Raw genomic sequence first — 26,712 nt, forward strand, 5'->3', positions numbered from 1 at the left:
CGCGATGGTCATGGCAGCCGGATTGGCGGTCACCACCACGAACGTGTCGACCGCGCATGCGGCATCCTATGCGGAACTGCAGCAGAAGCAGGCCAATCAGGAGAATCTCAAGGCCCAGCTCGCCGGAGTCGATTCCGACCTGGCCAGCACCATCGAGGAGTTGAACGATCTGGCCAACACGCAGATTCCGGCGGCGCAGCAGGCCGCACAGGAAGCGCTGCAAGCCTCGTATCAGGCGCAGAGCCTCGCGGACGCGACGAATCAGCGTCTCGAAGCGGCCAAGCAGGACAAGGCCACGTTGGAGCAGAAGATCCAGGAAACCGGCGTCGAATACGACGATGCGAAGGATTCCGTCGCTGAGATCGCGCGTAACAGCTTCCATGGTTCCGACGCGTCGAAGATGATGGACGTGGTGACCGACGCCAAATCCGCCGACGAGTTCGTGGAACAGATGCAGTCCGATGCCGCGGCGGCGCGATCCGCGTCCAACACCGCGGATGCCGCGGCCACCACACTCAACACGTCCATGAACCGCCAGCAACGTCTCGACGCCATCGAAAAGCAGATCACCAAGCTCAAGGAGCAGGCCGACGAGCAGGCCGCGGCGGCGCAGAAAGCCTCGCAGCAGGCCGCCAACAAGCAGAGCGATCTCGAAGCGCTGCAGGCCAAGGACACGTCGGTGCGCCAGGAGCTTGAATCCAAGAAAAGCAGCCTGACCACGCAGAGTGCCAAGGAAGCCGCGGAAATCGTCTCCATGCAGGCCGAACTGGCCGCCATGGCGGCGAAGGCCGCAGCCGAGGAGGCCGCGCGACGGGCCAACAGCTATACGCCTTCGAACGTCGGCCAGCAGACTTCATCCGGTGGCAATTCCGGTGGAAGCACAGGTGGCAACACCAGCAACTCCGGTGGCAATTCCGGTGGCAATTCCGGCGGAAACACGGGCGGCAACACCGGTGGCGGCTACGCCAGCGGCATGAACTACGCGGTGCCGGGAAGCTGCCCTGAAGGTTCCAGCTATTGCTACGGGCATAACACCGGCAATACGGTCGGCGGCGCCGCCTACCCGGCACGTCAGTGCACCCTGTGGGCGTATCTGCGTCGCTCCCAGCTGAGTTTGCCGGTCGGTTCCTACATGGGCAACGGCGCGCAGTGGGCGGCCACCGCGCGTGGTCTTGGCTACTACGTCAACAACACGCCCCATGTGGGAGCGGCCATGGTGTTCGCCGCGGGCCAGAGTGTGGGCGGCCATTGGACCGCCGACTGGCAGTACGGCCATGTGGCGGTCGTGGAACGTGTGAACGCCGACGGTTCCGTGCTCATCTCCGAAGGCGGCACCGGTTTCGCCACCTTCCCGGCATGGGAGACCATATCGAACGCCAGCAGCTACCAGTACGTGCACTACTGATCGTCAGGGCTCGGCACAACGAACCCGCCCGCATACGCCGTCTGAACCGTTTCAGGCGGCGTTGCTGTTATTGTGGGGTTGCGGAAACACTCAGGAAAGGAGGAGACCGTGGCCAAGGAACAAGGCATGAAGCCGATCGCGCAGAACAAGAAGGCGCGTCACGATTACGCCATCGAAGACAAGTACGAGGCCGGTCTGGTCCTGACGGGCACGGAGGTCAAGTCCCTGCGCGAAGGACGTGCGTCCCTCGCTGAGGCCTTCGTCTCCATCGACAGGCGCGGCGAGATGTGGCTGGAAAACGCGAACATCCCCGAATACCTCAACGGGACCTGGAACAACCACGCCCCCAAGCGCAAGCGCAAGCTGCTACTGCATGAGCGTGAGATCATCAAACTCGCAAGGCAGAGCGAAGCCAAGGGATACACGATCATCCCGCTGAGCCTGTATTTCAAGGACGGTCGCGTGAAAGCCGAGATCGCGTTGGCCCGAGGCAAACGCGAATACGACAAGCGTCAGGCGTTGCGCGAGGAACAGGACAAGCGTGAGGCGTTGCGTGCCATGCGGTACGCCAACAAGCGCGTACGCTGAACGAGGAATTATGTAGACATGCGGTAAATGCATGACGGCGCCCGGTGCGTCTGCGGCGTTCGTCTGACAGACTTGGTTGAGGAATTACCGCATCGCGGCTTGGAACCGCGGCCCGTGGCGGCGTGATAGGTGCCGGCCCGGGCGATGGCAACGATATCCGCGCCGACCGTTTCGGCGCACGATAGGTTAGGGCTGGTGAAATATGTGTGGAATCGTCGGATACGCAGGACGGATCGAAACCGCGTGCGGCAAGCCGCTGGAGGTATGTCTCCAAGGCCTGCAGCGGCTTGAATACCGCGGTTACGATTCGGCCGGCGTGGCGTTGAGCGCCCCCGGCATGGACCATGTCGAGGTCCGCAAGAAGGCGGGGCGTCTGTCCAATCTCGTCGAGGACATCGAACGCAACCCGATGCCGATGGCCACCGTGGGCATCGGCCACACCCGTTGGGCCACGAACGGCGTGCCGAACGATATCAACGCGCATCCGCACACCTCTCGTGACGGCAAGGTCGCCATCATCCACAACGGCATCATCGAGAACGCATCCCAGCTGCGTCTTGACCTGCAGACCGAAGGCTACCGTTTCGCCTCCGAGACGGATACCGAGGTCGCGGCCAAGCTGCTGGGCAAGATCACCGACAAGATCATCGAGGAGGAGGGCGCCCCCGACCTGTTCAAGGCGGTCCGTCGACTCGCCCGCATGCTCGAAGGCGCGTTCACCATCCTCGCCACCGACTGCCGCCAGCCCGATATCGTCGTCGGCGCACGCCATGATTCCCCGCTGGTCGTGGGTCTTGGCGACGGCGAGAACTTCCTCGGCTCCGATGTGGCCGCGTTCGTCGCCTACACGAAGCGCGCCATGGAAGTCGATCAGGATCAGGCCGTGTGCGTGAGCGCCGACAAGGTGATCGTTTCCGACTTCATGGGCAATATCGTGCCCGATCCCAAGGTCTACACCGTGGACTGGGACGCCTCCGCCGCGGAGAAGGGCGGATGGGATTCCTTTATGGACAAGGAGATCCATGAGGATCCCGCCGCGGTGCAGCGCACGCTGCTCGGCCGTCTCGACGAGCATGGTGATCTGAACCTCGACGAGGTGCGCATCGACGAACACGACTTCAAAGGCATCGACAAGATCATCGTCATCGCCTGCGGCACCGCCGCCTACGCTGGCATGGTCGCCAAATACGCCATCGAACATTGGGTGCGCATCCCGGTCGAAGTGGAACTCGCCCACGAATTCCGCTACCGCGACCCGATCCTGACCCCGCGCACGCTGGTCGTCGCCATCTCCCAGTCCGGCGAAACCATGGACACGCTGATGGCATTGCGCCACGCCCGCGAACAGGGGTCCAAGGTGCTGGCCATCTGCAACACACAGGGCGCCACCATCCCGCGCGAATCCGACGCCGTGCTCTACACGCACGCCGGCCCGGAGGTCGCCGTCGCGTCCACCAAGGCGTTCGTCGCGCAGATCACCGCCGCCTATGTGCTCGGCCTGTACCTCGCGCAGGTGAAGGGCGCGATGTACCGTGATGAGATCCAGCAGACGCTTGACTCCCTCAAAGACATGCCGCGTAAGATCCAGTGGGTGCTCGACACGCAGACCGACACCGTCCACGCCGCCGCCGAACAGATGGTCGATGCCAAGTCGTTCCTGTTCCTCGGCCGTCACGTCGGCTACCCGGTCGCCATGGAAGGCGCGCTCAAGCTCAAGGAGATCGCCTACACCTTCACCGAAGGCTTCGCCGCGGGCGAGCTCAAGCACGGGCCGATCGCGCTGGTCGACGAAGGTGAACCCGTCGTGTTCATCGTGCCGCCGGCGCGTGGCCGCAATGTGCTGCACGCCAAGGTCATCTCCGGCATCGAAGAGGTGAAGGCGCGTGGCGCGTACATCATCGCCGTGGCCGAGGAGAACGACCCGGATGTGGAACGTTACGCCGACGTGGTGTTCTGGCGCCCCGCATGCCCGACGTTGATGAGCCCGCTGGTGGATGTGGTCCCGCTGCAGCTGTTCGCCATGGATATGGCCAAGCTGAAGAAGTATGACGTGGACAAGCCGCGTAATCTCGCCAAGTCCGTCACCGTCGAATGATGATGTCGCGTAAGGCCCGGCCCGCGTGGTCGGGCCTTACGCTTGGCCGGAGGACGGTGAGTCCTCACATTCCGGGGAACGATAAGCATTGAGGTGGTCGCATTGGGGCATCGATGGGTGACCGAGGAACCGCGGATTCCGTTCGAACTCGGTATCGTGTATGAGGATGAGCGGATCATCGTGGTGGATAAGCCGCATTTCCTGGCGACCACGCCGCGCGGCATGTGGTACCGCGAAACCGCGCTGATACGGTTGCGTGACATGTACGACGATCCCGGCATCGTCCCCGCGCATCGATTGGACCGGGCCACCGCGGGCATCGTGGTATTCGTGCGCGACCCCGCCAGCCGAGGCGCCTACCAGATGCTGTTCCAGAACCGTCTGACCACAAAGACCTACGAATGCCTGGCACCGCTCAGACCGGTTTCGCGACCGGAATACGGCACCATACGCAGGCTCACGACGCCTCGCCCGTTCCCGCTCGAGCGCCGCTCGCGCATCGTCAAACAGCGTGGAATCCTCCAAGCCTATGAGGAGCTGGGCACGCCGAACGCGCAGACGATGATCGAACGCGCGGGCGGCATGTCATGCCGCGCGGCGGGCGAATCTGGTATGCCGTGGCATACGGCCGGCGTTCGGAACCGTATGGGCGTGGCGCGATACGTACTGCACCCGAAAACCGGCAAAACGCATCAGCTGCGCGTGCACATGAACTCGCTGGGTCTGCCCATTCTCGGAGACGATCTCTACCCGCGCGTCATCGACCGCCCCTATGACGACTTCTCCACGCCGCTGGAACTCGTGGCGCGCGAACTCTCCTTCGACGATCCGATCACCGGCGAACACCGCCGTTTCACCTCGCGCATCCCCTTGGGTGAGGGGCCTTTGGACGGGCAGGCGGGGGAGCGGCGCTGACTTGGAGCGAACTCGCATATGCATATGCCGAAGGGGCGGTACCCATGCGGGTACCGCCCCTCCGGCATATCACTATGATTCAGACGGGCGAAAGCCGGAGCCGAATCACTTCACGGCGTTCAGCCACTGCTCCTTGGTGGCCTTCTCGGCCTCAAGCTTGGCCTTCTTCGCCGGATCGGTCTCGGCGGCGATCTTCTCCTCAAGCTCGGCGAGCTGCGCGTTGAGTTGCTCCTCGAAGCTGGACTTACGGGCATCGGCCTCCGGGTCGGACTGCTTCCACGCGGCCTCCTCGACGGACTTGATCTGCTTGTCCACCTCGTCCAGACGGCCTTCGATGCGGCGCATATCCTCACGCGGCACATAACCGATCTGATCCCACTCGTCCTGGATCTCGGCCAGAGCCTGACGAGCCTGCTTGGCGGCCTTCTCGTCGGCGACCGGCACCAGAGCCTCGGCCTTCTTCAGCAGCGCCTCCTTCTTGGCGAGATTCTCCTTCTCGTCGGCGGAGATCTGCTCGCGATCGGCCTGACGTGCGTTGAAGAAGGTGTCGGCGGCCTCGCGGAAACGTGCCCACAGGGTGTCATCCTCGTTGCGGCCAGCGCGGCCGGCCTTCTTCCAACGATCCATCAGCTCGTTGAACTGGCGGGAGGTTTCGGTCCAAGCAGTGGAATCCTTGATCTCGTTGGCCTCGGCGATGATCGCCTCCTTGGCGGCCTTGGCCTGGTTGCGTTCATTGTCGCGGGCCTGCGCCCACTTGCGGCGGGACTGGTTGAAGGTGGTGCGGGCGGCGGAGAAACGCTTCCACAGCTCGTCGGCATCCTTCTTATCGATACGCACGTTGTTGCGCTGGTGAGTCTGCCACTCGTCGAACAGGGCACGGAACTTGTCGGCGGTGGAACGCCAGTTGGTGTTGTCTCCCAGACCGGCGGCCAGCACCTCGGCCTTCTCCACGATGGCGGTACGGCCTGCGACCGCTGCGGCGACCGCGGCCTTGCGGGCCTCGGCCAGCTCGGCCTTCTTGGCGTCCGCCTTGGTCTTCAGATCCTCATACTGGGCCTTCAAAGCAGCCAGATCGCCGACCACTGCGGGAGATTCGGTCTCTTCGGCGAGCATCTTCATCGTCTCGTCGATCTCACGCGGCTTGACGTTCGCGCTCTTCAGACGGGCCGCCAGAGCGTCGAGCTTTGCCTTGAGATCAAGGAAGCGACGCGCATACAGGGCCAGAGCCTCCTCCTTGGAGACATCGGGGAACTGGCCGACCTCACGCTCGCCGTCGCCGTCCTTGACGAACACGGTGCCGTTGTCGTCAACGCGGCCGAAGGACTCGGCCTGCTTGACCTGCGCCTCGGTATGGGAGACGGCGGATGCCGCGACACGGGCGGCGGGCGCGGCCTTCTTGGCGAATGCGGCGGGGGACGGAGCGTGGGGCTTCGGGGCGGCCGGCTTCGGTGCCTTGGCTGCTCCCTGCGTTTCCTGTGCGGTGGTCTCGGTGGTGGTTTCGTTCTTGGTGACGTTCTCGTCGGCCATGGCCAGCTCCTTACAGCTTGGAAGTGTGTGCATCGCGCTTCACATCCTGACGGAACAGGGATGTTTGACGCAACCTTCACCTATTATATTGATTCCGTGGCTAAAGGCGCATCAATATCAGGATTTCCAGAGTGGCTCCCCTCTGAACGTGTTGTGGAGCAGCGTGTCATCGACACGCTCCGTGAAGTATTCGAGCTCAACGGCTTCCTAGGCATCGAGACGAGAGCCGTGGAAACCGGGGCTTCCTTGCTGAAGAAAGGCGAAACCAGCAAGGAGATCTACCTGCTGAGCCGTCTGCAGGACGTCGGCAACGAATCCGACACCCCGATCGAGGAAAGACTCGGCCTGCACTTCGACCTCACCGTGCCGCTGAGCCGTTACGTGGTCGAACATTCGGGCGATCTCGCCTTCCCGTTCAAGCGTTGGCAGATCCAGAAGGTCTGGCGTGGCGAACGCCCGCAGGAAGGACGATTCCGCGAGTTCGTCCAGGCCGACATCGACGTGATCGGCAACGGCGACCTGCCGGACCACTACGAAGTGGAACTGCCGCTGGTCATGGTCTCCGCGCTGGAACGCCTGCGCGAATTCGGCCTGCCCAAAGCAACCGTGCACGCGAACAACCGCAAGCTTTCCGAAGGCTTCTACCGTGGCCTCGGCCTCGACGACATCGAAGGCGTGCTGCGCGAAATCGACAAGCTCGACAAGATCGGCGCCGATGAAGTGGCCAAGCTGCTGGTCGAAACCTGCGGCGCCACCGACGCGCAGGCCCGCGCCTGCCTCGAACTGGCCGAGCTCACCGCCGCCAACGGTACCGAACTCGCCGAAAAGTTCGACGCGCTCGCGGCCAAGCATGGCATCCCCACCGATTCCGAAGCCTACGCGCTCGCGCATGAAGGCCTGAGCACGCTGGGCATGATCGTCGACCAGGCGGCCGCGATCCGTCCCGGCTCCGTCATCGCCGATCTGAAGATCGCCCGCGGACTGGACTACTACACCGGTTCCGTGTACGAGACCTTCCTCGACGGCGTGGCATCCCTCGGCTCCATCTGCTCCGGCGGACGTTACGACAACCTCGCCTCGCAAGGCAACCGCAAGTACCCGGGCGTCGGCCTGTCCATCGGCCTGAGCCGACTCGTCAGCTACATGCTGCACACCGCGGGCGCACACGCCAACCGCGTATCCCCGGCAAGCGTGCTCGTCGCCGTGTGGAACGAAAGCGAACGCGCCGAATCCAACGCGATCGCCAACGCGCTGCGCGCACGCGGCATCGCCGCCGACGTGGCGCCGACCGCCGCCAAACTGGGCAAGCAGATCAAGTACGCCGACAAGCTCGGCATTCCGTACGTGTGGTTCCCCGGTCAGGAGGGTGCGGGCGACGAGGTGAAGAACATCGTCTCCGGCGAGCAGAACCCGGCCGATCGCACGTCGTGGGAGCCGGATACTGTTAATGCCCGGCAAACCGTTGTTATTGATTGATTAATCGAATAATTGGGAGTATTCAAAGCATGAGCCAGACGGCATACAGAACACATCATGCCACTGAAGTCACCGAGGCTCTCGTCGGCCAGAAGGTCACCCTGTCCGGTTGGGTCGACCGTCGCCGCGACCATGGTGGAGTCGCCTTCATCGATCTGCGCGATTCCTCCGGCCTGGTGCAGGTCGTCATCTACGACGAGGAGCAGGCGCGTCCGCTGCGCTCCGAGTTCGTGATCCAGGTCACCGGTGAGGTGCGCCTGCGTCCGGAAGGCAACGAGAACGAACATCTCACCACCGGCAAGATCGAAGTCGTGGCCGAAACCATTGACGTGCTCGCCAAGTCCGACGCGCTGCCGTTCCAGGTTTCCACCGCGCTCGAAAACGAGTCCGAGAACAAGCTGCCCGGCGAGGAAGTGCGCCTCAAGTACCGCTACCTCGACCTGCGCCGCCCCGGCATGCAGCGCAACCTGAAGCTGCGCTCCGACATGGCCAAGGCCGCCCGTCACGCGCTCGAAGACCTCGACTTCACCGAAGTCGAAACCCCGACCTTCATCAAGTCCACCCCGGAAGGCGCCCGCGACTTTGTGGTCCCGGCCCGTCTGGTGCCCGGCTCCTGGTACGCGCTGCCGCAGTCCCCGCAGCTGCTCAAGCAGCTGCTCATGGTCTCCGGCGTGGAACGCTACTACCAGTTCGCCCGCTGCTACCGTGACGAGGACTTCCGCGCCGATCGCCAGCCTGAGTTCACCCAGCTCGACATGGAAATGGCGTACGTGGATCAGGAGGATGTGATGGCCATGGCCGAAAAGGTCATCGCCGCCATCTGGAAGGCCGCCGGCTACGAAGTCCAGCTGCCGCTGCCGCGCATCACCTGGCAGGAAGCCATGGACAAGTACGGTTCCGACAAGCCCGATCTGCGTTTCGGCAACCCGATCATCGAGCTGACCGACTACTTCAAGAACACCCCGTTCCGCGTGTTCCAAGCCCCGTACGTGGGCGCAGTCCTCTTCAAGGGTGGCGCCTCCACGCCGCGTCGTCAGTTCGACGCCTGGCAGGAGTGGGCCAAGCAGCGCGGCGCCAAGGGTCTCGCCTACGTGCAGTTCACCGACGACGGCGAGCTCAAGGGCCCCGTCGCCAAGAACCTTTCCGATGAGGAGCGCGCGGGCCTCAAGGAGGCCGTCGGCGCGGAGAACGGCGACGCCGTGTTCTTCGCCGCAGGCGCCCGCGAATCCTCCCAGCTGCTGCTGGGTGCCGCCCGTGTGGAGCTCGCCTCCCGCGCCGGTCTGCTCGACCCGAAGAAGTTCGCCTTCACGTGGGTTGTGGACTTCCCGCTGTTCAAGCCGACCGACGATCCGGACGACGACGATGTGGCGGTCGGCCACTCCAAGTGGACCTCCATGCACCACCCGTTCACCATGCCGTCCAAGGATTGGATCGACAAGTTCGATCAGGATCCGGAACACGCCATGTCCGATTCCTACGACATCGTCTGCAACGGTGAGGAAATGGGCGGCGGCTCCGTGCGTATCCACCGCGACGACATCCAGGACCGCGTGCTCAACGTGCTCGGCATCAGCAAGGAAGAGGCCGAAGACAAGTTCGGCTTCCTGCTGGAAGCCTTCAAGTACGGCGCACCGCCTCACGCGGGCATCGCACTCGGCTGGGACCGCACCGTGTCCATCCTCGCCGGCGCCCCGTCCATCCGCGACGTCATCGCTTTCCCGAAGGCCGGTGGCGGCCGTGATCCGCTGACCGGTGCCCCGGCTCCGATCTCCGACGAGCAGCGCGCCGAAACCGGTGTCGACTATGACCCGGATGAGGACGAGGACTGATCGTAGATTCGATTGCATGAGCGCCAAGTTGCATGATGCGGCTTGGCGCTCATTGTGTGAAGCCCTGTTATCAGGCTTTTCCAAGAAGTTCACCTGCCGTTTGCCTGAGTGCATGCGGTGCAACATCTTGCTGGTCTACCGTGTATCGCATGAGTCGTTATCCGTGGTGTCGCATGCATGACTGGTTCGTCCGGAATGTGCCGGAACGCGTGGCGTTTGCGGTGGTGGGGGTTATGACGCTAGCCGCCGTCGTTGCCATCGCTGCGTTGCGCTGGATGATGCTTGATTGAAGCAGTCCCGATAGGGGTGGGGCGTTTACTTGTGGCGTCTATTGACTTCTCTGGTTTCTCGGGCGTTTATGAGACAAAACCCGGGCGGAAACATACTTCGTTTATATTGTGCAGCTATGTCAGATATGAACGAACGCAATATCACGCGCCCGCTGGTGCCAGGCACTGAAGACAGCGGGCAGCCTCTAGTAGAACTCACCCACGTGGAGAAGCATTTCGGTGATCTCCACGTTCTCAAGGACATCAATCTCACCGTCGACAAAGGCGAGGTGCTGGTCATCGTAGGACCGTCCGGATCGGGCAAATCCACCATGTGCCGCACCATCAACCGACTGGAAACCATCGATTCCGGCGTCATCCGCATCGACGGACAGCCCCTTCCCGAGGAAGGCAAGGAGCTTGCCAATCTCCGTGCCGAAGTAGGCATGGTGTTCCAGTCCTTCAACCTGTTCGCCAACAAGACCATTCTCGACAACGTCACGCTTGCCCCGATCAAGGTCCGTCATATGGATAAGAAGGCGGCGGAAGACATGGCCATGGATCTGCTCGACCGCGTCGGTGTGGCCAGTCAGGCGTCCAAGATGCCGTCCCAGCTGTCCGGCGGCCAGCAGCAGCGTGTCGCCATCGCCCGAGCTTTGGCCATGAAGCCGAAGGTCATGCTGTTCGATGAGCCGACATCCGCACTCGATCCTGAAATGGTCAATGAGGTGCTTGACGTTATGGTGCAGCTCGCCCGCGAGGGCATGACCATGCTGTGCGTCACGCACGAGATGGGCTTTGCGCGCAAGGTGGCCGACAAGGTCGTGTTCATGGCCGACGGCCAGATTCTGGAACAGGCTTCGCCCGACGAGTTCTTCGAGCATCCGAAGACGGAACGCGCCAAGGACTTCCTCTCGAAGATCCTGATCCACTGAGAAAGAGGGCGGAGTATGAAGAAGACATGGTTCAAACGCGCGTTGGCGGCGCTGTGCGCGCTGACCTGCGCGGTTTCGTTGGCGGGCTGCGGTTCGTCGCAAAGCGACGGCAGGATTCGCATCGGCATCAAATTCGACCAGCCGGGCCTGGGCTTCAAGAAGTCCGGTACGTATGTCGGGTTCGATGTGGATGTGGCCAAGTACATTGCCAAGAAGCTCGGATATACCGAGGATGAGATCGTATGGAAGGAGGCGCCGTCCAAGCAGCGTGAGGCCATGCTGCAGAACGGTGACGTCGATTTCATCATCGCCACGTATTCCATCACCGATGAGCGCAAGAAGGTCGTGGATTTCGCAGGCCCGTACTTCGTGGCCGGCCAGGATCTGCTGGTGCGCAAGGGCGATACTTCGGTCAGGGGCCCTGAGGACCTGAACGGCAAGCGCCTGTGCTCCGTGACCGGCTCCACTTCGGCCGTCACCGTCAAGGAGAAGTTCGCCAACGAGGTGCAGCTGATGGAACAGCCCGGCTACGCCGAATGCGCAACCGCATTGTTCTCCGGCATCGTGGACGCGGTGACCACCGACGACATCATTCTCGCGGGTCTCGCATCCGCGTCGCGTGGACGACTGGAAGTGGTCGGCAAGCCGTTCACCCAGGAATATTATGGTGTGGGCGTCAAGAAGGGGAGCAATGATCTGAAGAAGAAAATCAACGCCGCCATCACGGACATGGAGAAGGACGGCTCCTGGAAGCGTGCCCTGGCCGACAACACAAAGGGCGCCAACTACACGCCGAATCCGAATTACAACCCGCCGGTGCCGAACGGAAAGGGGAACAAGTAATGCAGGACCTGATGACGCTGCTTAGCGAATATAACGTGCCGGGCGCCTTTCTGGTGAACATCGAGCTCACGCTGTGGTCCACGCTGTTCTCCACGATTCTCGGTGTGATCCTGGTCATGATGCGTATCTCGCCGATTCCCTCCTTGCGCACCGTCGCCGGCATCTATGTCGAACTGTTCAAGAACCTGCCGCTGACCATCATCATGGTGTTCATGGTGCTGGGTGCCTACGCGCAGCTCAAGCTCACCTTCTCCGACACGTTCTCCACTAATTTCTTCTGGCTGGCGGTCACCGGCTTGAGCCTGTACACCGCGGCGTTCGTGTGCGAATCGCTGAGGTCCGGCATCAACACCGTGCCGCTCGGTCAGGCGGAGGCCGCGCGAGCGCTCGGATTGAACTTCACCCAGGCCGCGGTCCAGATCATTCTGCCGCAGACGTTCCGCGGTTCGGTGGCGCCGTTGGGCAACACCTTTATCGCGTTGCTGAAGAACTCCACCGTTGCAGCTGCGGCATCCGTGGCCACCGAAACCTCGACCATGATGAGCGAGATGATCGAATACCATGCCGATCAGATTGTGCTGATCTTCCTGATCTTCGCCTTCGGCTATGTGATCCTGATCATCCCGATCGGCATGCTGACCACCTATCTGTCCAACAAGCTCGCGGTGAGGAGGTGACGCGCAATGGCAGCAAACAATGAAAGCGCAGTGCTGTTCGATCAGCCGGGCCCTAAGGGCCGCAAAACCATCCGTATCATCAATTGGATCGCAGGTATCATCTTCGCCATCGTCGTGGTGCTGATCCTGATGCGTCTGCATAATCCGCCGGACGGCGAAAACCAGCTGAGCTGGGAGCTGTGGAAACCGGCGCTCGACCCCGAGGCGTGGACGGACTTCTACCTGCCGGGCCTGTGGGCCACGATCCGAGCTTCCCTGCTGGCCGTGGTGGGCGCAGTGGTGTTCGGCCTGGTGTTCGGTATCGGGCGTCTGATGCCGAACCCGCTGGTCCGTGTGGTTTCCGGTGCGATTGTCGAATTCGCGCGAGCAGTGCCCGTGCTGCTCATGATGATCTTCTTCTGGCGCTGGTTCGCCTTCATCGGCCTGCCCAGCCCCGCCTACTGGTCGGTCGTGCTCGCCCTGATAATCTACAACGGTTCGGTTGTGGCCGAGCTGGTGCGTTCCGGCGTGGGCAATCTGCCCGACGGCCAGCGTGAGGCATCGCTTGCGTTGGGACTTACGCAGACCCAGTCGCTGATGCAGATCGAAGTGCCGCAGGCCATCGTTGCCATGCTGCCGGCCGCCGTCACCCAGCTGGTCGTGGTGCTCAAGGACACCGCACTCGGTTCCATCATCATGTATACCGATCTGCTGCAGCAGTCCCGTCGACTCGGCTCCATGTACTTCAACATTCTCCAGACGCTGGTCGTGGCCGGTGTGATCTACTTCATCGCCTGCTGGCTGCTGTCGCGACTGGCCGAATGGCTGCCGTCCAGACTCCAGCAGCACACCGCCGCGCCGACCGAGCCTGAGCCGGTGGCGCCGATCGCGGCGGGCGACCCCTCCAACGTCAACCAGATCGCCGTGGCCAAGGAGGTCGAGGAGCTGCCGCTCGGCGGCGCCGATCGCCAGTACCATGTGCATCATCGCGGCACCAACGCCTCCATCCACCAGTGGAGGCAGACCAAATACGTGCAGGGGTACGATGCGACACACCCCGAATCGCAGGAGGAAACCGACAAGGAGAAGCATTTCAGGCTTCACCACAGGAAGAGCAACGAGGAAGAGTGACCCTCGCGTTGCCGGCATGAATCAGGCCGTTCGCGTAAAGCAGATGCCATACAGGGCAGCTTCGCGCGAACGGCCTGATGCGTTACGGGCTTTACGTAAACGCCTTGTGCGGCATGTGGGCGAGTATACTTATGCGCGGCGATCGATCCGTATGGGCGGTCAGCCGGACACAACACAGGCAGGCAAAGGCCAAGGCGGCCAAAACCTGCCGAATAACCGCATAAAGGAATATCATGACAGCATCACATGGTGCATACGGCAATGCCGATGCAACCACGACGGCAACAAGCAACGCAGCAAGCTCTAACGGCGCGGCCAGCACGGACGAGAGTCTCAACGCCCGCGTCAGAACATCGAAATCCCCAAGACCGAACAAGTGGGGCATCATTATCGCGGCAGTCGTCGCCATCGCCATCATCGTAGGCGCGGTCGCCATATTCAACGGCCGGAATGCGCAACAGTCGGCAAACAAGGCCGACACCGTAACCATCGGACTCAAACTCGCCCCGCCCAGCCTCGACATTCGCCGCCAATCCGGATCGGCCATCGAACAGGTGCTTATCGGCAACGTGTACGAGGGACTTGTCAGCCGAGACTCCGACAATGCCGTACAGCCCGGTCTGGCAAAAAGCTGGGACATCTCCACAGACGGCACAACCTACACCTTCCATCTCAATCGGAACATGACCTTCTCCAATGGGGATGCGCTTGATGCCGACGACGTGGCATGGTCCATCAACCAGTTGAAGGAGAAGCAATACTATAACGCCAACCAGGTGGAAAGCCTGAGCAAGGCCGAAGCGCTTGACGCGAACACCGTGCGAATCACCCTCAGCTCCCCGGACTCCAACCTGCTGTGGTATCTGACCGGGCGCCCGGGCCTGGTGTTCGACAAGGACGCCACCTATAACGCGAAGACCCAGGCCGTGGGCTCCGGCCCATACACCGTGGAATCCTTCGATTCCGCCAGCAAGATGGTGCTTAAGGCCAACCCGAAATATTGGGGCACCGCGCACAAGCCGGCCACGCAGCATGTGGTCATCGATTTCATCACCGATGACAACGCCGCCGTTAACGCCCTGAAAAGCGGCGACGTGGACGTGCTCTCCCCAGTGAACGCGACCTTGGCGAAATCCCTTGACGCCAACACCTACCATGTCTCCGCGTCCGACGGCAGCGACAAATTCGTGCTCGCCTTCAACTGCGCGAACAAGAAACTCGCCGACAAGCGCGTGCGCCAGGCCATCCGATACGGCATCAACCATAAGGAGATCATCGCCTCCCGCGGCGGAGTCGACGCTGCACTTGGCGGGCCGATCCCATCCGTCGACCCCGGCTACGAGGATCTGACCGGCCTCTACCCCTACGACGTGGCCAAAGCGAAGCAGCTTATGCGCGAAGCCGGGTATTCGATCAGCAAGCCGTTGAAGCTCACCCTGACCTACGCCAACACCTACGGCACCGAACTCGGCGACCAGCTCAAAAGCCAGCTCGCCGCAATCAGCATCGACCTCAACATCAACTATGTAGAATTCTCCACCTGGCTGCAGGACGTGCACGCCAACGGCGACTACGAGCTCTCCCTCGTGGACCATGCCGAAAGCCACGACTTCTACAAGTGGACCATGCCCGAATACTACTACCACTACGACAACAAGGACGTGCAGGCGTTGTACGCCAAGGCGCTCGCCGCCAACGACGAGAAGGAAAGCGACGAATACCTCAAGCAGGCGGCGAAAACCGTCAGCGAAGACGCTCCGGCCGACTGGCTGTTCGGCTACCGTGTGACCGTGGCGTACAACAAGGGCGTCAAGGGATTCCCCGACAAGCTCAGCCAGACGGTACTGCCGCTATGGCAGATTTCCAAGGCGGAATGATATGAGATTCGTGGCCAAACGGCTGCTGCTGTTCATAGCGGCATTGGTGGGATTGTCGATACTGGTGTTTCTGGCATTGCGCGTACTCCCCGGTGACGTTGCAGCCGTAATGGCCGGAACGAACGCGACCGCGGCCCGTATCGCCGCACTGCGGACGCAGATGGGACTCGACAGGCCGCTGCCCGTACAATACGTCGACTGGCTTGGCGGACTGCTGCATGGCGATCTTGGCATATCCGCCATCAGCGGCAGATCGGTCGTCTCGCAGGTCGGCGCCCGGGCGGCGGTCACGTTCCCTCTTATTGTGCTCAGTCTCGCCATAGCCCTACTGATCGGATTGCCGCTTGGCTGTGCTGCCGTCATCACCAGGAACAGGCGGTGGCGGGGGCTGTTCCATGTGCTTGCCATTGTCGGAGGTGCTATTACGGCGTTATGGAGCGGACTGCTGCTGATCCTGCTGTTCTCGCACGGCTCGGGACTGCTGGGGCTGTTCCCCTCGCAGGGTTTCCCGAACGATGGCTGGAAGGATTGCGGGCGGGCCATGGCGTCGCTCGTGCTTCCGGCATTGGCCACCGGCATCACCGCCGGTGCGGGGATCATGCGCTATACGCGTGCCGCGTTGGGCGATGCCGCGCAATCCCAGGCCGTAAGCATGGCCATGGCATGCGGCATGACGCGCAGGCAGGCGCTGCTGCGCGTAGGCCTGCGACTGTCAATGCCGCAGCTGGTGTCGGTTATCGGATTGACCTTCGCCCAAATGATAACGGGCGTGATGGTGGTCGAGAACCTGTTTGCCCTGCCGGGGCTGGGCTCGATGCTCATCACCGATGTGGGCAATCGTGATCTGATCGCGGTGCAGAGCGAACTGTTCCTGTTGGCAGCGTTCTTCCTGCTATTGGGATTGGCGGTCGATATGGCGCATCATGCGCTCGATCCGAGACTGAACACCGCTTCCGACGACGTGCAGGAGGTGCTGTGATGTCGGCCGCTCGTGTGGTTATGCGTTCGATGTGGCGCAAGGCCAGTGGAAAATATGCGTTGATCGTGCTCGGCCTGTGGGTGCTGGTTTCGCTGATTTCGCTGGTGTGGACGCCTTATGCGCTACTTGAGACGGACGGATTCCACGCATGGGCTTCGCCCACGGCCGCGCATCCGTTGGGAACCGATGGCGTTGGCGCCGACGTGCTGAGCTGGCTGATGGCCGGTTCGCGCACGAATCTTGCAATCGCATCGCTTACCGTAGTCGTGGCCGGAATATTCGGATTGGCGTTGGTGGCCGCCATGGTGTCACGCCATACCGCGCTGCGATCCACGTCGGTGGTGGTGGTCGATGCGCTGATCTCGATACCGACGGTGCTGATCGCATTGATGTTGTCGGTGCTGTTCGGCGCTTCCACGGCGGTGATCGTGGCCGCATGCGGATTCGCCTACGGATTGAATCTGGCACGCATCGTAAGACCTGCGGCCATACTCGCCGCGCGTTCGCAGTATGTGGAGTCGGCGGTATGGTCCGGCGCTTCGGGGTCGCGCGTGTTCGTCAGGCATATTATGCCGAACGTGATGCCGGTGCTGCTGGTGCAGTTGTCGATGAGCGCAGGGATGTCGATACTGGCTGAGGCTGGCCTGACCTATCTTGGCGTCGGCGTGGGTGTCGGCGTACCCAGTTGGGGGCATTCCCTCGCCACATCCGTACGATTCATCAGCATCTACCCGCTGACCGTGCTATGGCCGGGACTGATCGTCACGATGACGGTGATCGCGCTGCATCTGTTCGGCGACGCACTGCGCGACGCCATCGACCCGTTGACCAATCCTGAACTGAGGGAGGCGGCATGAGCATCGAGATTCGTGGGCTGACCATCACCATCGGCGACAAACCCATCGTGCGCGATGTGTGCATGGACATCGCCGACGGTGAGCGCATCGGTCTGGTCGGTTCCTCCGGCTCGGGCAAATCCATGATCGCCAAAGCCCTGATGGGGTTGCTGTCCGACACGGCGCGGGTGAGCGGTTCCATCATGGCTGGCGGCAGGCAACTGATCGGGTTGGACGATACCGCCATGGCCGATCTGCGCGGGCGTTATATGGGCATGGTGTTCCAGAATCCGGCGGCAGCGCTCAATCCCGTGATGACGGTTGCACAGCAGGTCGGTCTGCCGCTGTACCTGCGCTATGATCTGTCGCTTGACGAGCGTCTTGATCGTGTCAAGGCGATGCTTGACAAAGTGGGGCTTTCCCAGGATGCACTGCTGAAATACCCACATCAGCTTTCCGGCGGGCAGCAGCAGCGTGTCGGCATCGCCACCGCGTTGATCACCTCGCCGCGATTCATCATCGCCGACGAGCCGACCACGGCATTGGATTCGATCACGCAACGTCAGATCGTCGACCTGCTGACGTCGCTGGTCGACGATGCCGGCGCGTCCATGCTGTTCATCACCCATGATTTCGCGGTGCTCGCACGCGCCACTACGCGCTGCTATGTGCTGGACGGCGGTTCGATAGCCGAAACAGGCACGACCGCAAGCCTATTGCGGGAACCGGCAAGCGAGCCTGCGCGGCGCCTTGTCGCCGCAGCCAGACAACTTACGCTGTCACGTGACGGCGGCATCGGCGACGGTGACGTCGGAAGTCGGGAATCCATGGGAGTGGAATCCGGTGATAGGGTGATCATGAGGAAAGACGGCGGCGATGAATGAAATCGTGTTGCAGGGACGTGGCATCTGCAAAAGCTATGGGTCGAAGCGGAATCGCAGGCAGGTGCTGTTCGACGTGGACATCGAGGTGCGCAGCGGGGAGTGCCTGGCGATCATCGGTGCTTCCGGCTCGGGCAAATCGACGTTGACGCGAGTGCTGTTCGGCCTGGAATCCGCGGATTGTGGTGAGATCGCATACCGTGGCCAGGCGATGGGGGAGCGGAACGATGCCGTGCGCCATATGCTGCGCGGTGAGACCGGACTGGTGTTCCAGGACCCCTTCGCCTCGCTCGACCCACGCTGGCACGTTGCGCGTTCCGTAGAGGAGCCGTTGCGGTTGCACCATAGGGGCATGGGCGATGACGAGGCCGCTTCGCGGATCGGGCGAGCATTACGACTGGTCGGACTCGATCCGGCGGTATTCGCCGCACGGTACCCCATGGATCTATCCGGCGGGCAGGCGCAACGTGTCGCCATTGCGCGTGCCATAGTGGATGATCCGGGCGTCATTCTTGCCGACGAGCCGATGAGCGCCATCGATGTGGCCGCGCGTGTACGGATCCTTGAGACCTTCCACGCCATCCGCGAGGCGAACCCGAATATGTCGCTGGTCATGGTCTCGCACGATCTTGGCGTGGTGCGGCATATCGCCGATCGTATCGTCGTACTGCATGACGGGCGCGTCGAGGAAAGCGGTACGACCACGGAAATACTGAAGCATCCCTGTTCCGCGTACACGCGCTCGCTCATCGAAGCCGCGTCCATGCAGGCCTGATCGCAGGTCGGATTGATGCAAGGTAGGCGGCTGGGCCGGCTGAACCGACTGGATCGCCTGAATCGGCTGAACCGACTAGAACGTGAACAGTCTGCGCAACCAGTCGTACAGGGCAGGATTCGAAACATTCCAGCTTTCGCTCCGCCCCGGGGTCATCAGCCATAGCAGTTGCAGGCCGATGCCGACGATAAGCAGGGCGACGATCACGACGGTCAGCCACCGACGCCCGTTTTCGCGCACATCCGTGTTCCACGCGAACAGCAGGCACATGGTGCCGATGAGCATCAGCCATGTCATATCGCACAGGTAACGCGCGTTCACGCCGAACGGTCCGTCGATGCAGGCGATGAGAACGGCCAAGGCCAGGAAGGAGAGTCCCAGCGCCCCGCAGCGGGTTGCCTGTGGGCTTCGATCGTGCCGCAACCGGATGATGTACCGGATGGCCGCGGGCAATGCGAGCAGGCAGATCGGTGACAGCGCGACGAGTCCGCCGGCGAACTGTTCCGGAATGATGTTCCGGTTACGGAACAGGAACCCCCATGGGTTTGCCTCATCCAGCGAGAACACGTCCATGGTGTAGGGGAATTCCTTCGTGAAACCGATTGGGGTGAGGAACAGCAGGAGGACGGAATACAGGCGTGCTTTCAGACTGACATGCCGTTGCGTCAGATCGCAGCCGGTGAGATTGTAGGCTGCGCCGAAGTCGAACGGGTTGTCGAAACGGGCCGTGTTGTATGCCATCATCGCGCAGCCGATGACGAGGAACGGCAGAATCGCCGCGATGGTGGAGAGGATGGCGTGCCTGGAACGGATGGACAGGATATCGCGGGTTCGGATTTGCGGCCATAGGAGGATGATGCCGAACACCGCGGTGAGGATGAACGCCGGTCTGCAGGCGATGGTGAGCGCGACAAGCGTCGAACCGGTGGCGATGAACGGGATGCGTGGGGCGTGACGGTCATCCCTGGAAGAGCGTGCCCACAATGCGATGCCTGCGGGTGCGAGCGCGAGCGATGCGAGGATGGGAATCGAATAGAACCATGGGACGAGCACCAGATACGTCAATCCGGATGCCGCCACGATCGCGGTGCAGGCGAGGACCGCGAGCCATCTGGGGGTGCCGCGCCAATAGCGCTTCCACAGTGTTTCGATAAGGAATATGAGCGAAGCGCATGCCAGTATCGCAAGGAACGCGCATCCTGCGGCGGTCGGCAGATCGGTTCCGGTCAGTGCTTTGAACGGCGCGAAGAGCAGAAGCGCCGGCAGCGGGCCGAAATAGCAGTAGTACCGGCCATGGTAGAACGCCCAATCCCAGCGTGACGGATCGCCGGTTTGCGCGCCGAGGGTTCCTCTGGTCTGCTCGTCGTACGGATTATCCATGGCAGCAAGCCAGTCGGGGATATGCGCGTCGATCCAGGTCCTGCCATGCAGGAACGCGTCGGCGAACTGCTGGTACTGCGAACGGTCCACGAGGAAGGTGCCACCCTGGTATTGCAGGGTGTACACGCTGTCGGAAGGATGCGTGGACACCGTCAGCAGTATGAGAATCGTCGACATCACCGCCCAGAGAACCACGAAAGGCGTCCATGTGTGATGGCGTTTGCGGTTGGTGCGGTTGGTGTGATCGGTGCGGTCGATGCAGTCGGTGTGATCGGTGCGATCGGATTCCGGCGTGAGCGGGGAACGGCCGTCGTTCCCATCGACGGTCGCGTTCGTTGCGCGGGGATGTGAGGGGGGCCGATGCTCGCGGGGGTTCTGCGCATGATTCACTGTATATCACGCAGATGCGATGATGCCCGGTGGGGTGGCGGGCGCTGTGAGGGGCGTCATATCGCGGTTTGCTAGGGGTGGAACGAGCCTGTTTCCGGGAATCCGGTACGGTCCGCGCGTCCGCATGATGAACGCGGGCGACATGCCGATGTCCGGGGGAGTGGTAATGTAAGCCACATGTTCAATCGCTCTTGTTGTTGCTGTCGCTAACCAACCGCCCGAGGGGGCGCGTGGTTCATCGACGCATAACTTGAGATAGGACATTCCAGAACGTCCGGCGTGGTCGTCGGAACTTCGATTTTCCGGATTCCCGCAACATATCGGCGTAAGCGCCCGACTTTCGACATACGGCGAACCGTAACCACATACGGCGTATCCCGTACGAACGCGGGAATCCATACAGGTCCTGTTTCAACCGCTGCACATGACGACGCGGCTTCCCGGGAACGCATCCCAATCCGAACCCCCGAAACCGTAAAACCCAAAGGAAACGTCATGACCATCCACAACAGCACCTCGGAACTCATCGGCAACACCCCGCTCATCAAACTCAACCATGTGACGGACGGCATCGAAGCCACCATCGCCGCCAAAGTCGAATACTTCAATCCCGGCGGCTCCGCCAAGGACCGCATCGCCGAACGCATCATCGACGCAGCCGAACGCAGCGGCGAACTCAAGCCGGGCGGCGTGATCGTCGAACCGACCTCCGGCAACACCGGCGTCGGACTCGCCCTGGTGGCGCAGCAGCGCGGCTATCGCACCATCTTCACCCTGCCCGACAAGGTTTCCGAAGCCAAGCGCGCCGTGCTGCGCGCATACGGGGCGGAAGTGGTGGTGACCCCCACGGACGCCGGTCCGGACGATCCCCGCTCCTACTACCAGGTGGCGGAACGTCTCGCCAGGACGATTCCCGGCGGCTACCGCCCGAACCAGTATGACAATCCGAACGGCCCGCTGAGCCACTACCACACCACAGGCCCGGAAATCTGGCAGGCCACCGACCATAAGGTCACGCATTTCGTGGCGGGCATCGGCACCGGCGGCACCATCTCCGGCACCGGACGCTACCTCAAGGAGGTTTCCGACGGCAAGGTGCAGGTGATCGGCGCCGATCCGGAAGGCTCCATCTACTCCGATCCGAACGACGTGCACCAGTACAAGATCGAAGGCGTGGGCGAGGACTTCTACCCGAAGGCCTTCGACCGCGACCTGCCGGATGAGATCGTGCAGGTCACCGACGCCGAAGCCTTCGAAATGACCCGACGTCTCGCGGCCGAAGAAGGGCTGCTGGTCGGCGGCTCGGCCGGCATGGCCGTCGTGTCCGCGCTGAAATACGCGCGTGAACACGAACTCGACGCCGATCAGACCGTTGTCGTGCTGCTGCCCGATTCCGGGCGCGGCTATATGGAGAAGATCTTCAACGACGATTGGATGCGCGCCAACGGATTCGGCGACGTGGTGGAACGCACCACCAGGCCGAGCCTCGCCGAACAGTACCTGTGACAGCGGAACGCCACCCCGCATCATCCGGACGCATCCCATCCAAACTCATCAAACTCATCAAACCAACCGACAACCCGAACCATCACCCATCGAACAACCAAGCAAAGGACACACGATCATGACCATCTCCACCAACACCGAAGCACTGAACGCCTCCGCACTCGCCACCCGCGCCATCCACGCAGGCCAGGAACCCGATCCGATCACCGGCGCCGTGGTCACGCCGATCTACATGACCTCCACGTTCAAGCAGGACGGCGTCGGCGGCCTGAGAAACGGCTACGATTACAGCCGTTCCATCAACCCGACCCGCAACAGCTTCGACGAGCAGCTCGCCAGCGTCGAAGGCGCGAAATACGCGCTGAGCTTCTCCTCGGGGCTCGCGGCCATCGACGTGCTGCTGCGCTCCACGCTCAAGCCGGGCGACAACATCCTGCTCGGCAACGACGTGTACGGCGGCACCTACCGTCTGCTCTCCAAGGTGTTCGTGCCATGGGGCATCGGCCTCGACGTGGTCGACATCATCGACACCACCGCCGTGTCCGCGGCGCTCGCCAAGAAGCAGTACGCGTACATTTGGGTCGAAACCCCGTCCAACCCGCTGCTCAACATCACCGATATCGCCGCCACCGCCGCCGTGGCCCACGCGCACGGCACCAAGGTCGTGGTGGATAACACCTTCGCCTCGCCGGTATTGCAGCATCCGCTGGCTGATGGCGCGGACGTGGTCGTCTACTCCACCACCAAGTACATCGGCGGGCATTCCGACGTGGTCGGCGGTGCGGTGGTCCTCAACGACGAGGAGACGCGCGACGCCGTCGCCTTCCTGCAGAACGCCGCTGGAGCCGTGCCCTCCCCGTTTGACTCCTGGCTGGACATCCGAGGTCTCAAAACCCTCGACCTGCGCGTCAGGCAGCACAGCCGCAACGCGATGAAGGTGGCGCAGTGGCTCGAAACCCGTCCCGAAGTGGAACGCGTATGGTACCCGGGTCTCGAATCGCATCCGGGCCACGAAATCGCCGCACGTCAGATGCACGGCGGATTCGGCGGCATGATCTCCGTGCAGATCGCAGCCGGTTTCGAAGCCGCCAAGACGTTCGCCGGAGCCACGCAGGTGTTTACGCTGGCCGAATCATTGGGCGGCGTGGAATCGTTGATCGAGCATCCGGGCGCCATGACCCACGCCTCGGTGGCCGGCACCACGCTTGAGGTGCCCGCCAATCTGATCCGACTCTCCATCGGCCTTGAGGATGCCGATGATCTCATCGCCGACCTCGAACAGGCGTTCCAGCGCATCTGACGGCAACGCGGGGAATGCGGAAAGATGAAAGACTAGGGGGAAACCAGGGGGGAAACAAGGGGACCTCGAGGGGCTGGGCGAATCCGACGGCAGGTCGTGATCGCGCGGCCCCTCGCCGTATGCAATGGGATACGAAACGTATCCCATTGCTTTCCCGACATCGTTATGACGGGGGTATCGCCCTATAATGCTTGGCGACAGCGTCCGCGCTCCATTCGAGCGCACCCCGCTTCGGGGAGGGGACGACGATTAAGCGAGACGAGGCGGCATGCTGCAGATCCAAGGCATCTCCAAACAATACAAAACCGGCGATTTCGTGCAACAGGCGTTGGACGATGTCAGCCTGAACCTGCGCGACAGCGAGTTCGTGGCCATCCTCGGTCCTTCCGGATCGGGCAAAACCACGCTGCTCAACATTATCGGCGGGCTCGACCATTATGATTCCGGCGATCTGGTGATCAACGGCATCTCCACCAAGCAGTACAAGAGCCGCGACTGGGATTCCTACCGCAACCACACCATCGGCTTCGTGTTCCAAAGTTACAACCTCATCCCGCATCAGACGATCCTGTCCAATGTGGAACTCGCCCTGACCATTTCAGGCGTTCCGCGTTCGGAACGACGCCAGCGTGCGCGCAAAGCGCTCGAACAGGTGGGTTTGGGCGCGCATGTCGACAAGAAGCCGAACCAGCTGTCCGGCGGCCAGATGCAGCGCGTGGCCATCGCCCGCGCCCTGGTGAACGATCCCGACATCGTGCTGGCCGACGAACCGACCGGCGCGCTCGACTCCGAAACCTCCGTGCAGATCATGGAACTGCTCAAGGAAGTCGCCAAGGACCGACTTGTCGTCATGGTGACCCACAACCCCGAACTGGCCTACCAGTATGCCACGCGCATCGTGGAACTCAAGGACGGCATGATCCGTTCGGACTCCGATCCGTACGAACCGGCCTCCGATGAGTCGACCGCAGCGCCCGTGCATAGGACGATGGGCCGCGCATCCATGTCGTTCCTCACCTCCATCGCGCTGAGCTTCAACAACCTGCGCACCAAGAAGGGGCGCACGTTCCTCACCTCGTTCGCCGGTTCCATCGGCATTATCGGTATCGCGCTCATCATATCCGTTTCGGCCGGCGTAAACACGTACATCGCCAACATCCAGCGCGAAACGATGACCGCCTACCCGATCACCATCGACGAGCAGACCTTCGACCTGACCAGCATGATGACCTCCGGCAAGCAGAGCGCGGAGAATCAGGGCAAGAAACACGGCAACGACGCGATCTACCCGGATGACACGGCCATCAAAGGCACCGCTTCGATGACCAGCAGCATCACCGAAAACAATCTGAGCGCATTCAAGAAGTATTTGGACGGCAAAAACAACGCCGTGCGCGAGCATGTCGGCTCGGCGGGCATCCAGTATTCGTACGACACGAAGTTCTCCGTGTACTCGCATGATGCGGACGGCACGCTGGTCAACGCGGACGGCGTGACCGTGGGTGGTTCCGGCAGCACGTCGATGGCCGACCAGATGGCCAACGGCTCGCTCATGTCGGCCGATTCGTCCACCTTCACCTCCACGCGCGTGAGCATGCTCACCGGCAAAACCGATCAGAACGCCGCGCCGAGCTCGTTCCACGAGATCATGCCCAGCGCCGACGGCAAGCAGAACGTCGGCAAGGTCGTTTCCGACAACTACCAGGTGGTCAAGGGCTCCTGGCCGAAGAACAAGAACGAGGTCGTGGTGGTGCTCGACGAGAACAACTCGCTGTCGCTGACCACCGTGTACGAGCTTGGTCTGAAGTCCGCGAGCGACTACCACGACATGATGAACCAGCTCAACTCCGGCGACAAGGTGAAAACCGACACCAAGAAAATCAATTACGGCGACGTCGTCGGACGCACGCTCAAACTGTTGCCCGCCTGCGACCAGTATGTCAAGGGTGATGACGGGCATTGGACCTACGTGGGCGACGATGCGGATCAGATCAACACGCTGATCGACTCGGACAAGGCCATCGATCTGAAGATCGTGGGTGTGGTCAAGCCGGTTGCGGACGCCGACGCGACGCCGTTGTCGTCCGGCGTGGGCTATATGCGCGCGCTGACCGATGCGCTCATCGACCGCGCCGCATCCAGCCAGATCGGCACCGAGCAGAAGGCCGACAAGACGCACAACGTGCTCAATGGCATGACGTTCTCGCCGTCCGACGATGCCACCAAGGCGCAGGACGCCCGCGCCTACGTCGTGTCCCTCGGCGTGAGCAAGAAGGCGCAGATGGCGCAGAGCCTCATGGCATCCGCGCAGGGCATGACCGGTCAGGCCGGTGCCGCCGGTCAGGCCGGACAGCAGGGTGCCGCAGCCCAGCAGGGCGCAGCCACGGCGCAGATGAGTGAACAGCAGCTCGCCGAACGGTTCGACGCCTACATCGCCACCGCCGACGAGTCGACGCTGGTCGCCATCTACAACCAGTACGTGTCCACCGGCTCCTACAACGACAACCTCGCCGACTTCGGCGTGATCAGCCGCAGTGCGCCCAGTTCCATCAACATCTACGTCGACAGCTTCGAAGACAAGAACGCCATCAACGACGCCATCGACGACTACAACGAAACCGCCAAGGAAAAGGACAAGATCACCTACACCGATTACGTGGGCCTGATGATGAACTCGGTGACCACCATCATCAACGTCATCACCTATGTGCTCATCGCGTTCGTGGCCGTGTCGCTGGTGGTCTCCTCGATCATGATTGGCATCATCACCTACATTTCCGTGCTGGAACGCACCAAGGAGATCGGCATCCTGCGTGCCATGGGCGCCTCCAAGCGCAACGTGTCCAACGTGTTCAACGCGGAGACCGGCATCATCGGCCTGCTGGCCGGCCTGATCGGCGTGGGCGTGACCGTGCTGCTCAACATCCCGATCAACAGCGTGCTGCACTACTTCATGGGCACTGATGAGGTCAGCGCCGTGCTGCCGGTCGGCAACGCCATCGTCTTGGTGATCCTCAGCGTCGTGCTCACGCTGATCGGCGGGCTCATCCCGTCGCGTGGCGCGGCCAAGCGTGATCCGGCCACCGCGTTGCGCACCGAGTAGCGGACGTTCCGGGTGC

At 62.2% G+C, this 26,712-nt stretch carries 20 protein-coding genes; 18 read left to right on the top strand and 2 right to left on the bottom strand.

What is annotated here, in order from left to right:
• Positions 1–4: 4 nt before the first annotated feature.
• From BUB29_RS00420 to BUB29_RS00435, 4 genes are all read left to right on the top strand, one after another.
• Complete coding sequence (locus tag BUB29_RS00420; RefSeq protein ID WP_051915072.1) at positions 5–1,405, top strand: CHAP domain-containing protein; 1,401 nt, start codon at positions 5–7, stop codon at positions 1,403–1,405.
• A gap of 108 nt (positions 1,406–1,513) precedes the next feature.
• Positions 1,514–1,993, top strand: coding sequence for an SsrA-binding protein SmpB (gene smpB / locus BUB29_RS00425; protein ID WP_033523082.1), 480 nt, complete (start codon positions 1,514–1,516; stop codon positions 1,991–1,993).
• A 202-nt stretch (positions 1,994–2,195) separates the two neighbouring features.
• Entirely contained in the window at positions 2,196–4,088 is a 1,893-nt protein-coding gene (gene glmS / locus BUB29_RS00430; protein WP_033523081.1) for a glutamine--fructose-6-phosphate transaminase (isomerizing), read from the top strand.
• Positions 4,089–4,205: 117 nt separating this feature from the next.
• Positions 4,206–5,003 (top strand): pseudouridine synthase, encoded by a 798-nt coding sequence (locus BUB29_RS00435; RefSeq protein WP_033523080.1) that lies wholly within the window; start codon positions 4,206–4,208, stop codon positions 5,001–5,003.
• Positions 5,004–5,108: 105 nt separating this feature from the next.
• Here the strand turns inward: BUB29_RS00435 and BUB29_RS00440 are convergent, their stop codons facing one another.
• The gene (locus BUB29_RS00440; protein WP_033523079.1) at positions 5,109–6,530 is read right to left on the bottom strand and encodes a DUF349 domain-containing protein; all 1,422 of its coding nucleotides are present in this window, start codon (positions 6,528–6,530) and stop codon (positions 5,109–5,111) included.
• Between the two features lie 96 nt (positions 6,531–6,626).
• Here BUB29_RS00440 and hisS point away from each other — a divergent pair, with 96 nt between their 5' ends.
• The 11 genes from hisS to BUB29_RS00495 all read left to right on the top strand — a co-directional run bounded on the left by hisS (position 6,627) and on the right by BUB29_RS00495 (position 19,017).
• Positions 6,627–8,006 (top strand): histidine--tRNA ligase, encoded by a 1,380-nt coding sequence (gene hisS / locus BUB29_RS00445; RefSeq protein WP_033523152.1) that lies wholly within the window; start codon positions 6,627–6,629, stop codon positions 8,004–8,006.
• Between the two features lie 29 nt (positions 8,007–8,035).
• A complete protein-coding gene (aspS, locus tag BUB29_RS00450) occupies positions 8,036–9,835 on the top strand; it encodes an aspartate--tRNA ligase (protein WP_033523078.1) in 1,800 nt (599 codons plus the stop codon).
• A 406-nt stretch (positions 9,836–10,241) separates the two neighbouring features.
• Positions 10,242–11,039, top strand: a complete 798-nt coding sequence (locus BUB29_RS00455; protein WP_033523077.1) for an amino acid ABC transporter ATP-binding protein — start codon at positions 10,242–10,244, stop codon at positions 11,037–11,039.
• A 15-nt stretch (positions 11,040–11,054) separates the two neighbouring features.
• The gene (locus tag BUB29_RS00460) at positions 11,055–11,882 is read left to right on the top strand and encodes a glutamate ABC transporter substrate-binding protein (RefSeq protein ID WP_033523075.1); all 828 of its coding nucleotides are present in this window, start codon (positions 11,055–11,057) and stop codon (positions 11,880–11,882) included.
• Complete coding sequence (locus BUB29_RS00465; RefSeq protein WP_003825696.1) at positions 11,882–12,559, top strand: amino acid ABC transporter permease; 678 nt, start codon at positions 11,882–11,884, stop codon at positions 12,557–12,559. Before BUB29_RS00460 ends, BUB29_RS00465 begins: the two co-directional genes overlap by 1 nt.
• Positions 12,560–12,565: 6 nt before the next feature.
• Positions 12,566–13,669 carry an amino acid ABC transporter permease gene (locus BUB29_RS00470; RefSeq protein ID WP_033523074.1) on the top strand — a complete coding sequence of 368 codons (1,104 nt, stop codon included), beginning with the start codon at positions 12,566–12,568 and terminating at the stop codon, positions 13,667–13,669.
• Between the two features lie 233 nt (positions 13,670–13,902).
• Positions 13,903–15,546 carry an ABC transporter substrate-binding protein gene (locus BUB29_RS00475; protein WP_033523073.1) on the top strand — a complete coding sequence of 548 codons (1,644 nt, stop codon included), beginning with the start codon at positions 13,903–13,905 and terminating at the stop codon, positions 15,544–15,546.
• Position 15,547: 1 nt separating this feature from the next.
• Complete coding sequence (locus tag BUB29_RS00480) at positions 15,548–16,525, top strand: ABC transporter permease (protein WP_033523071.1); 978 nt, start codon at positions 15,548–15,550, stop codon at positions 16,523–16,525.
• Positions 16,525–17,382 carry an ABC transporter permease gene (locus BUB29_RS00485; RefSeq protein ID WP_033523070.1) on the top strand — a complete coding sequence of 286 codons (858 nt, stop codon included), beginning with the start codon at positions 16,525–16,527 and terminating at the stop codon, positions 17,380–17,382. The genes BUB29_RS00480 and BUB29_RS00485 overlap by 1 nt, the downstream gene beginning before the upstream one ends.
• On the top strand, positions 17,379–18,245 hold the full coding sequence (locus BUB29_RS00490) for an ABC transporter ATP-binding protein (protein ID WP_033523068.1): 867 nt from the start codon (positions 17,379–17,381) through the stop codon (positions 18,243–18,245). Before BUB29_RS00485 ends, BUB29_RS00490 begins: the two co-directional genes overlap by 4 nt.
• The gene (locus tag BUB29_RS00495) at positions 18,238–19,017 is read left to right on the top strand and encodes an ABC transporter ATP-binding protein (RefSeq protein WP_033523067.1); all 780 of its coding nucleotides are present in this window, start codon (positions 18,238–18,240) and stop codon (positions 19,015–19,017) included. The genes BUB29_RS00490 and BUB29_RS00495 overlap by 8 nt, the downstream gene beginning before the upstream one ends.
• A 75-nt stretch (positions 19,018–19,092) precedes the next feature.
• On the opposite strand, the gene BUB29_RS00500 is transcribed toward BUB29_RS00495, so the two are convergent.
• Positions 19,093–20,787 carry a glycosyltransferase family protein gene (locus BUB29_RS00500; RefSeq protein WP_234945664.1) on the bottom strand — a complete coding sequence of 565 codons (1,695 nt, stop codon included), beginning with the start codon at positions 20,785–20,787 and terminating at the stop codon, positions 19,093–19,095.
• A 495-nt stretch (positions 20,788–21,282) separates the two neighbouring features.
• Between BUB29_RS00500 and BUB29_RS00505 the strand changes: the two genes are divergently transcribed.
• From BUB29_RS00505 to BUB29_RS00515, 3 genes are all read left to right on the top strand, one after another.
• Positions 21,283–22,293 (top strand): cystathionine beta-synthase, encoded by a 1,011-nt coding sequence (locus BUB29_RS00505; protein WP_033523066.1) that lies wholly within the window; start codon positions 21,283–21,285, stop codon positions 22,291–22,293.
• A gap of 118 nt (positions 22,294–22,411) precedes the next feature.
• Positions 22,412–23,593: a cystathionine gamma-synthase gene (locus tag BUB29_RS00510; RefSeq protein ID WP_033523065.1), complete on the top strand. Its 1,182-nt coding sequence runs from the start codon at positions 22,412–22,414 to the stop codon at positions 23,591–23,593.
• Between the two features lie 268 nt (positions 23,594–23,861).
• Positions 23,862–26,696, top strand: coding sequence for an ABC transporter ATP-binding protein/permease (locus BUB29_RS00515; protein WP_033523064.1), 2,835 nt, complete (start codon positions 23,862–23,864; stop codon positions 26,694–26,696).
• Positions 26,697–26,712 lie beyond the last annotated feature (16 nt).

Source organism: Bifidobacterium merycicum DSM 6492 (genome assembly GCF_900129045.1).
Taxonomy (GTDB): Bacteria; Actinomycetota; Actinomycetes; order Actinomycetales; family Bifidobacteriaceae; genus Bifidobacterium; species Bifidobacterium merycicum.

Excerpts from the sequence above, each read along its gene's own strand:
- BUB29_RS00495 (WP_033523067.1), top strand. The coding sequence starts at position 18,238 with ATGAATGAAATCGTGTTGCAGGGACGTGGCATCTGCAAAAGCTATGGG.
- BUB29_RS00505 (WP_033523066.1), top strand. The coding sequence starts at position 21,283 with ATGACCATCCACAACAGCACCTCGGAACTCATCGGCAACACCCCGCTC.
- BUB29_RS00460 (WP_033523075.1), top strand. The coding sequence starts at position 11,055 with ATGAAGAAGACATGGTTCAAACGCGCGTTGGCGGCGCTGTGCGCGCTG.
- BUB29_RS00465 (WP_003825696.1), top strand. The coding sequence starts at position 11,882 with ATGCAGGACCTGATGACGCTGCTTAGCGAATATAACGTGCCGGGCGCC.
- BUB29_RS00420 (WP_051915072.1), top strand. The coding sequence starts at position 5 with ATGGTCATGGCAGCCGGATTGGCGGTCACCACCACGAACGTGTCGACC.
- BUB29_RS00510 (WP_033523065.1), top strand. The coding sequence starts at position 22,412 with ATGACCATCTCCACCAACACCGAAGCACTGAACGCCTCCGCACTCGCC.
- BUB29_RS00475 (WP_033523073.1), top strand. The coding sequence starts at position 13,903 with ATGACAGCATCACATGGTGCATACGGCAATGCCGATGCAACCACGACG.
- glmS (WP_033523081.1), top strand. The coding sequence starts at position 2,196 with ATGTGTGGAATCGTCGGATACGCAGGACGGATCGAAACCGCGTGCGGC.
- BUB29_RS00470 (WP_033523074.1), top strand. The coding sequence starts at position 12,566 with ATGGCAGCAAACAATGAAAGCGCAGTGCTGTTCGATCAGCCGGGCCCT.
- BUB29_RS00490 (WP_033523068.1), top strand. The coding sequence starts at position 17,379 with ATGAGCATCGAGATTCGTGGGCTGACCATCACCATCGGCGACAAACCC.
- aspS (WP_033523078.1), top strand. The coding sequence starts at position 8,036 with ATGAGCCAGACGGCATACAGAACACATCATGCCACTGAAGTCACCGAG.
- BUB29_RS00515 (WP_033523064.1), top strand. The coding sequence starts at position 23,862 with ATGCTGCAGATCCAAGGCATCTCCAAACAATACAAAACCGGCGATTTC.
- BUB29_RS00480 (WP_033523071.1), top strand. The coding sequence starts at position 15,548 with ATGAGATTCGTGGCCAAACGGCTGCTGCTGTTCATAGCGGCATTGGTG.
- BUB29_RS00455 (WP_033523077.1), top strand. The coding sequence starts at position 10,242 with ATGTCAGATATGAACGAACGCAATATCACGCGCCCGCTGGTGCCAGGC.
- BUB29_RS00485 (WP_033523070.1), top strand. The coding sequence starts at position 16,525 with ATGTCGGCCGCTCGTGTGGTTATGCGTTCGATGTGGCGCAAGGCCAGT.
- BUB29_RS00440 (WP_033523079.1), bottom strand. The coding sequence starts at position 6,530 with ATGGCCGACGAGAACGTCACCAAGAACGAAACCACCACCGAGACCACC.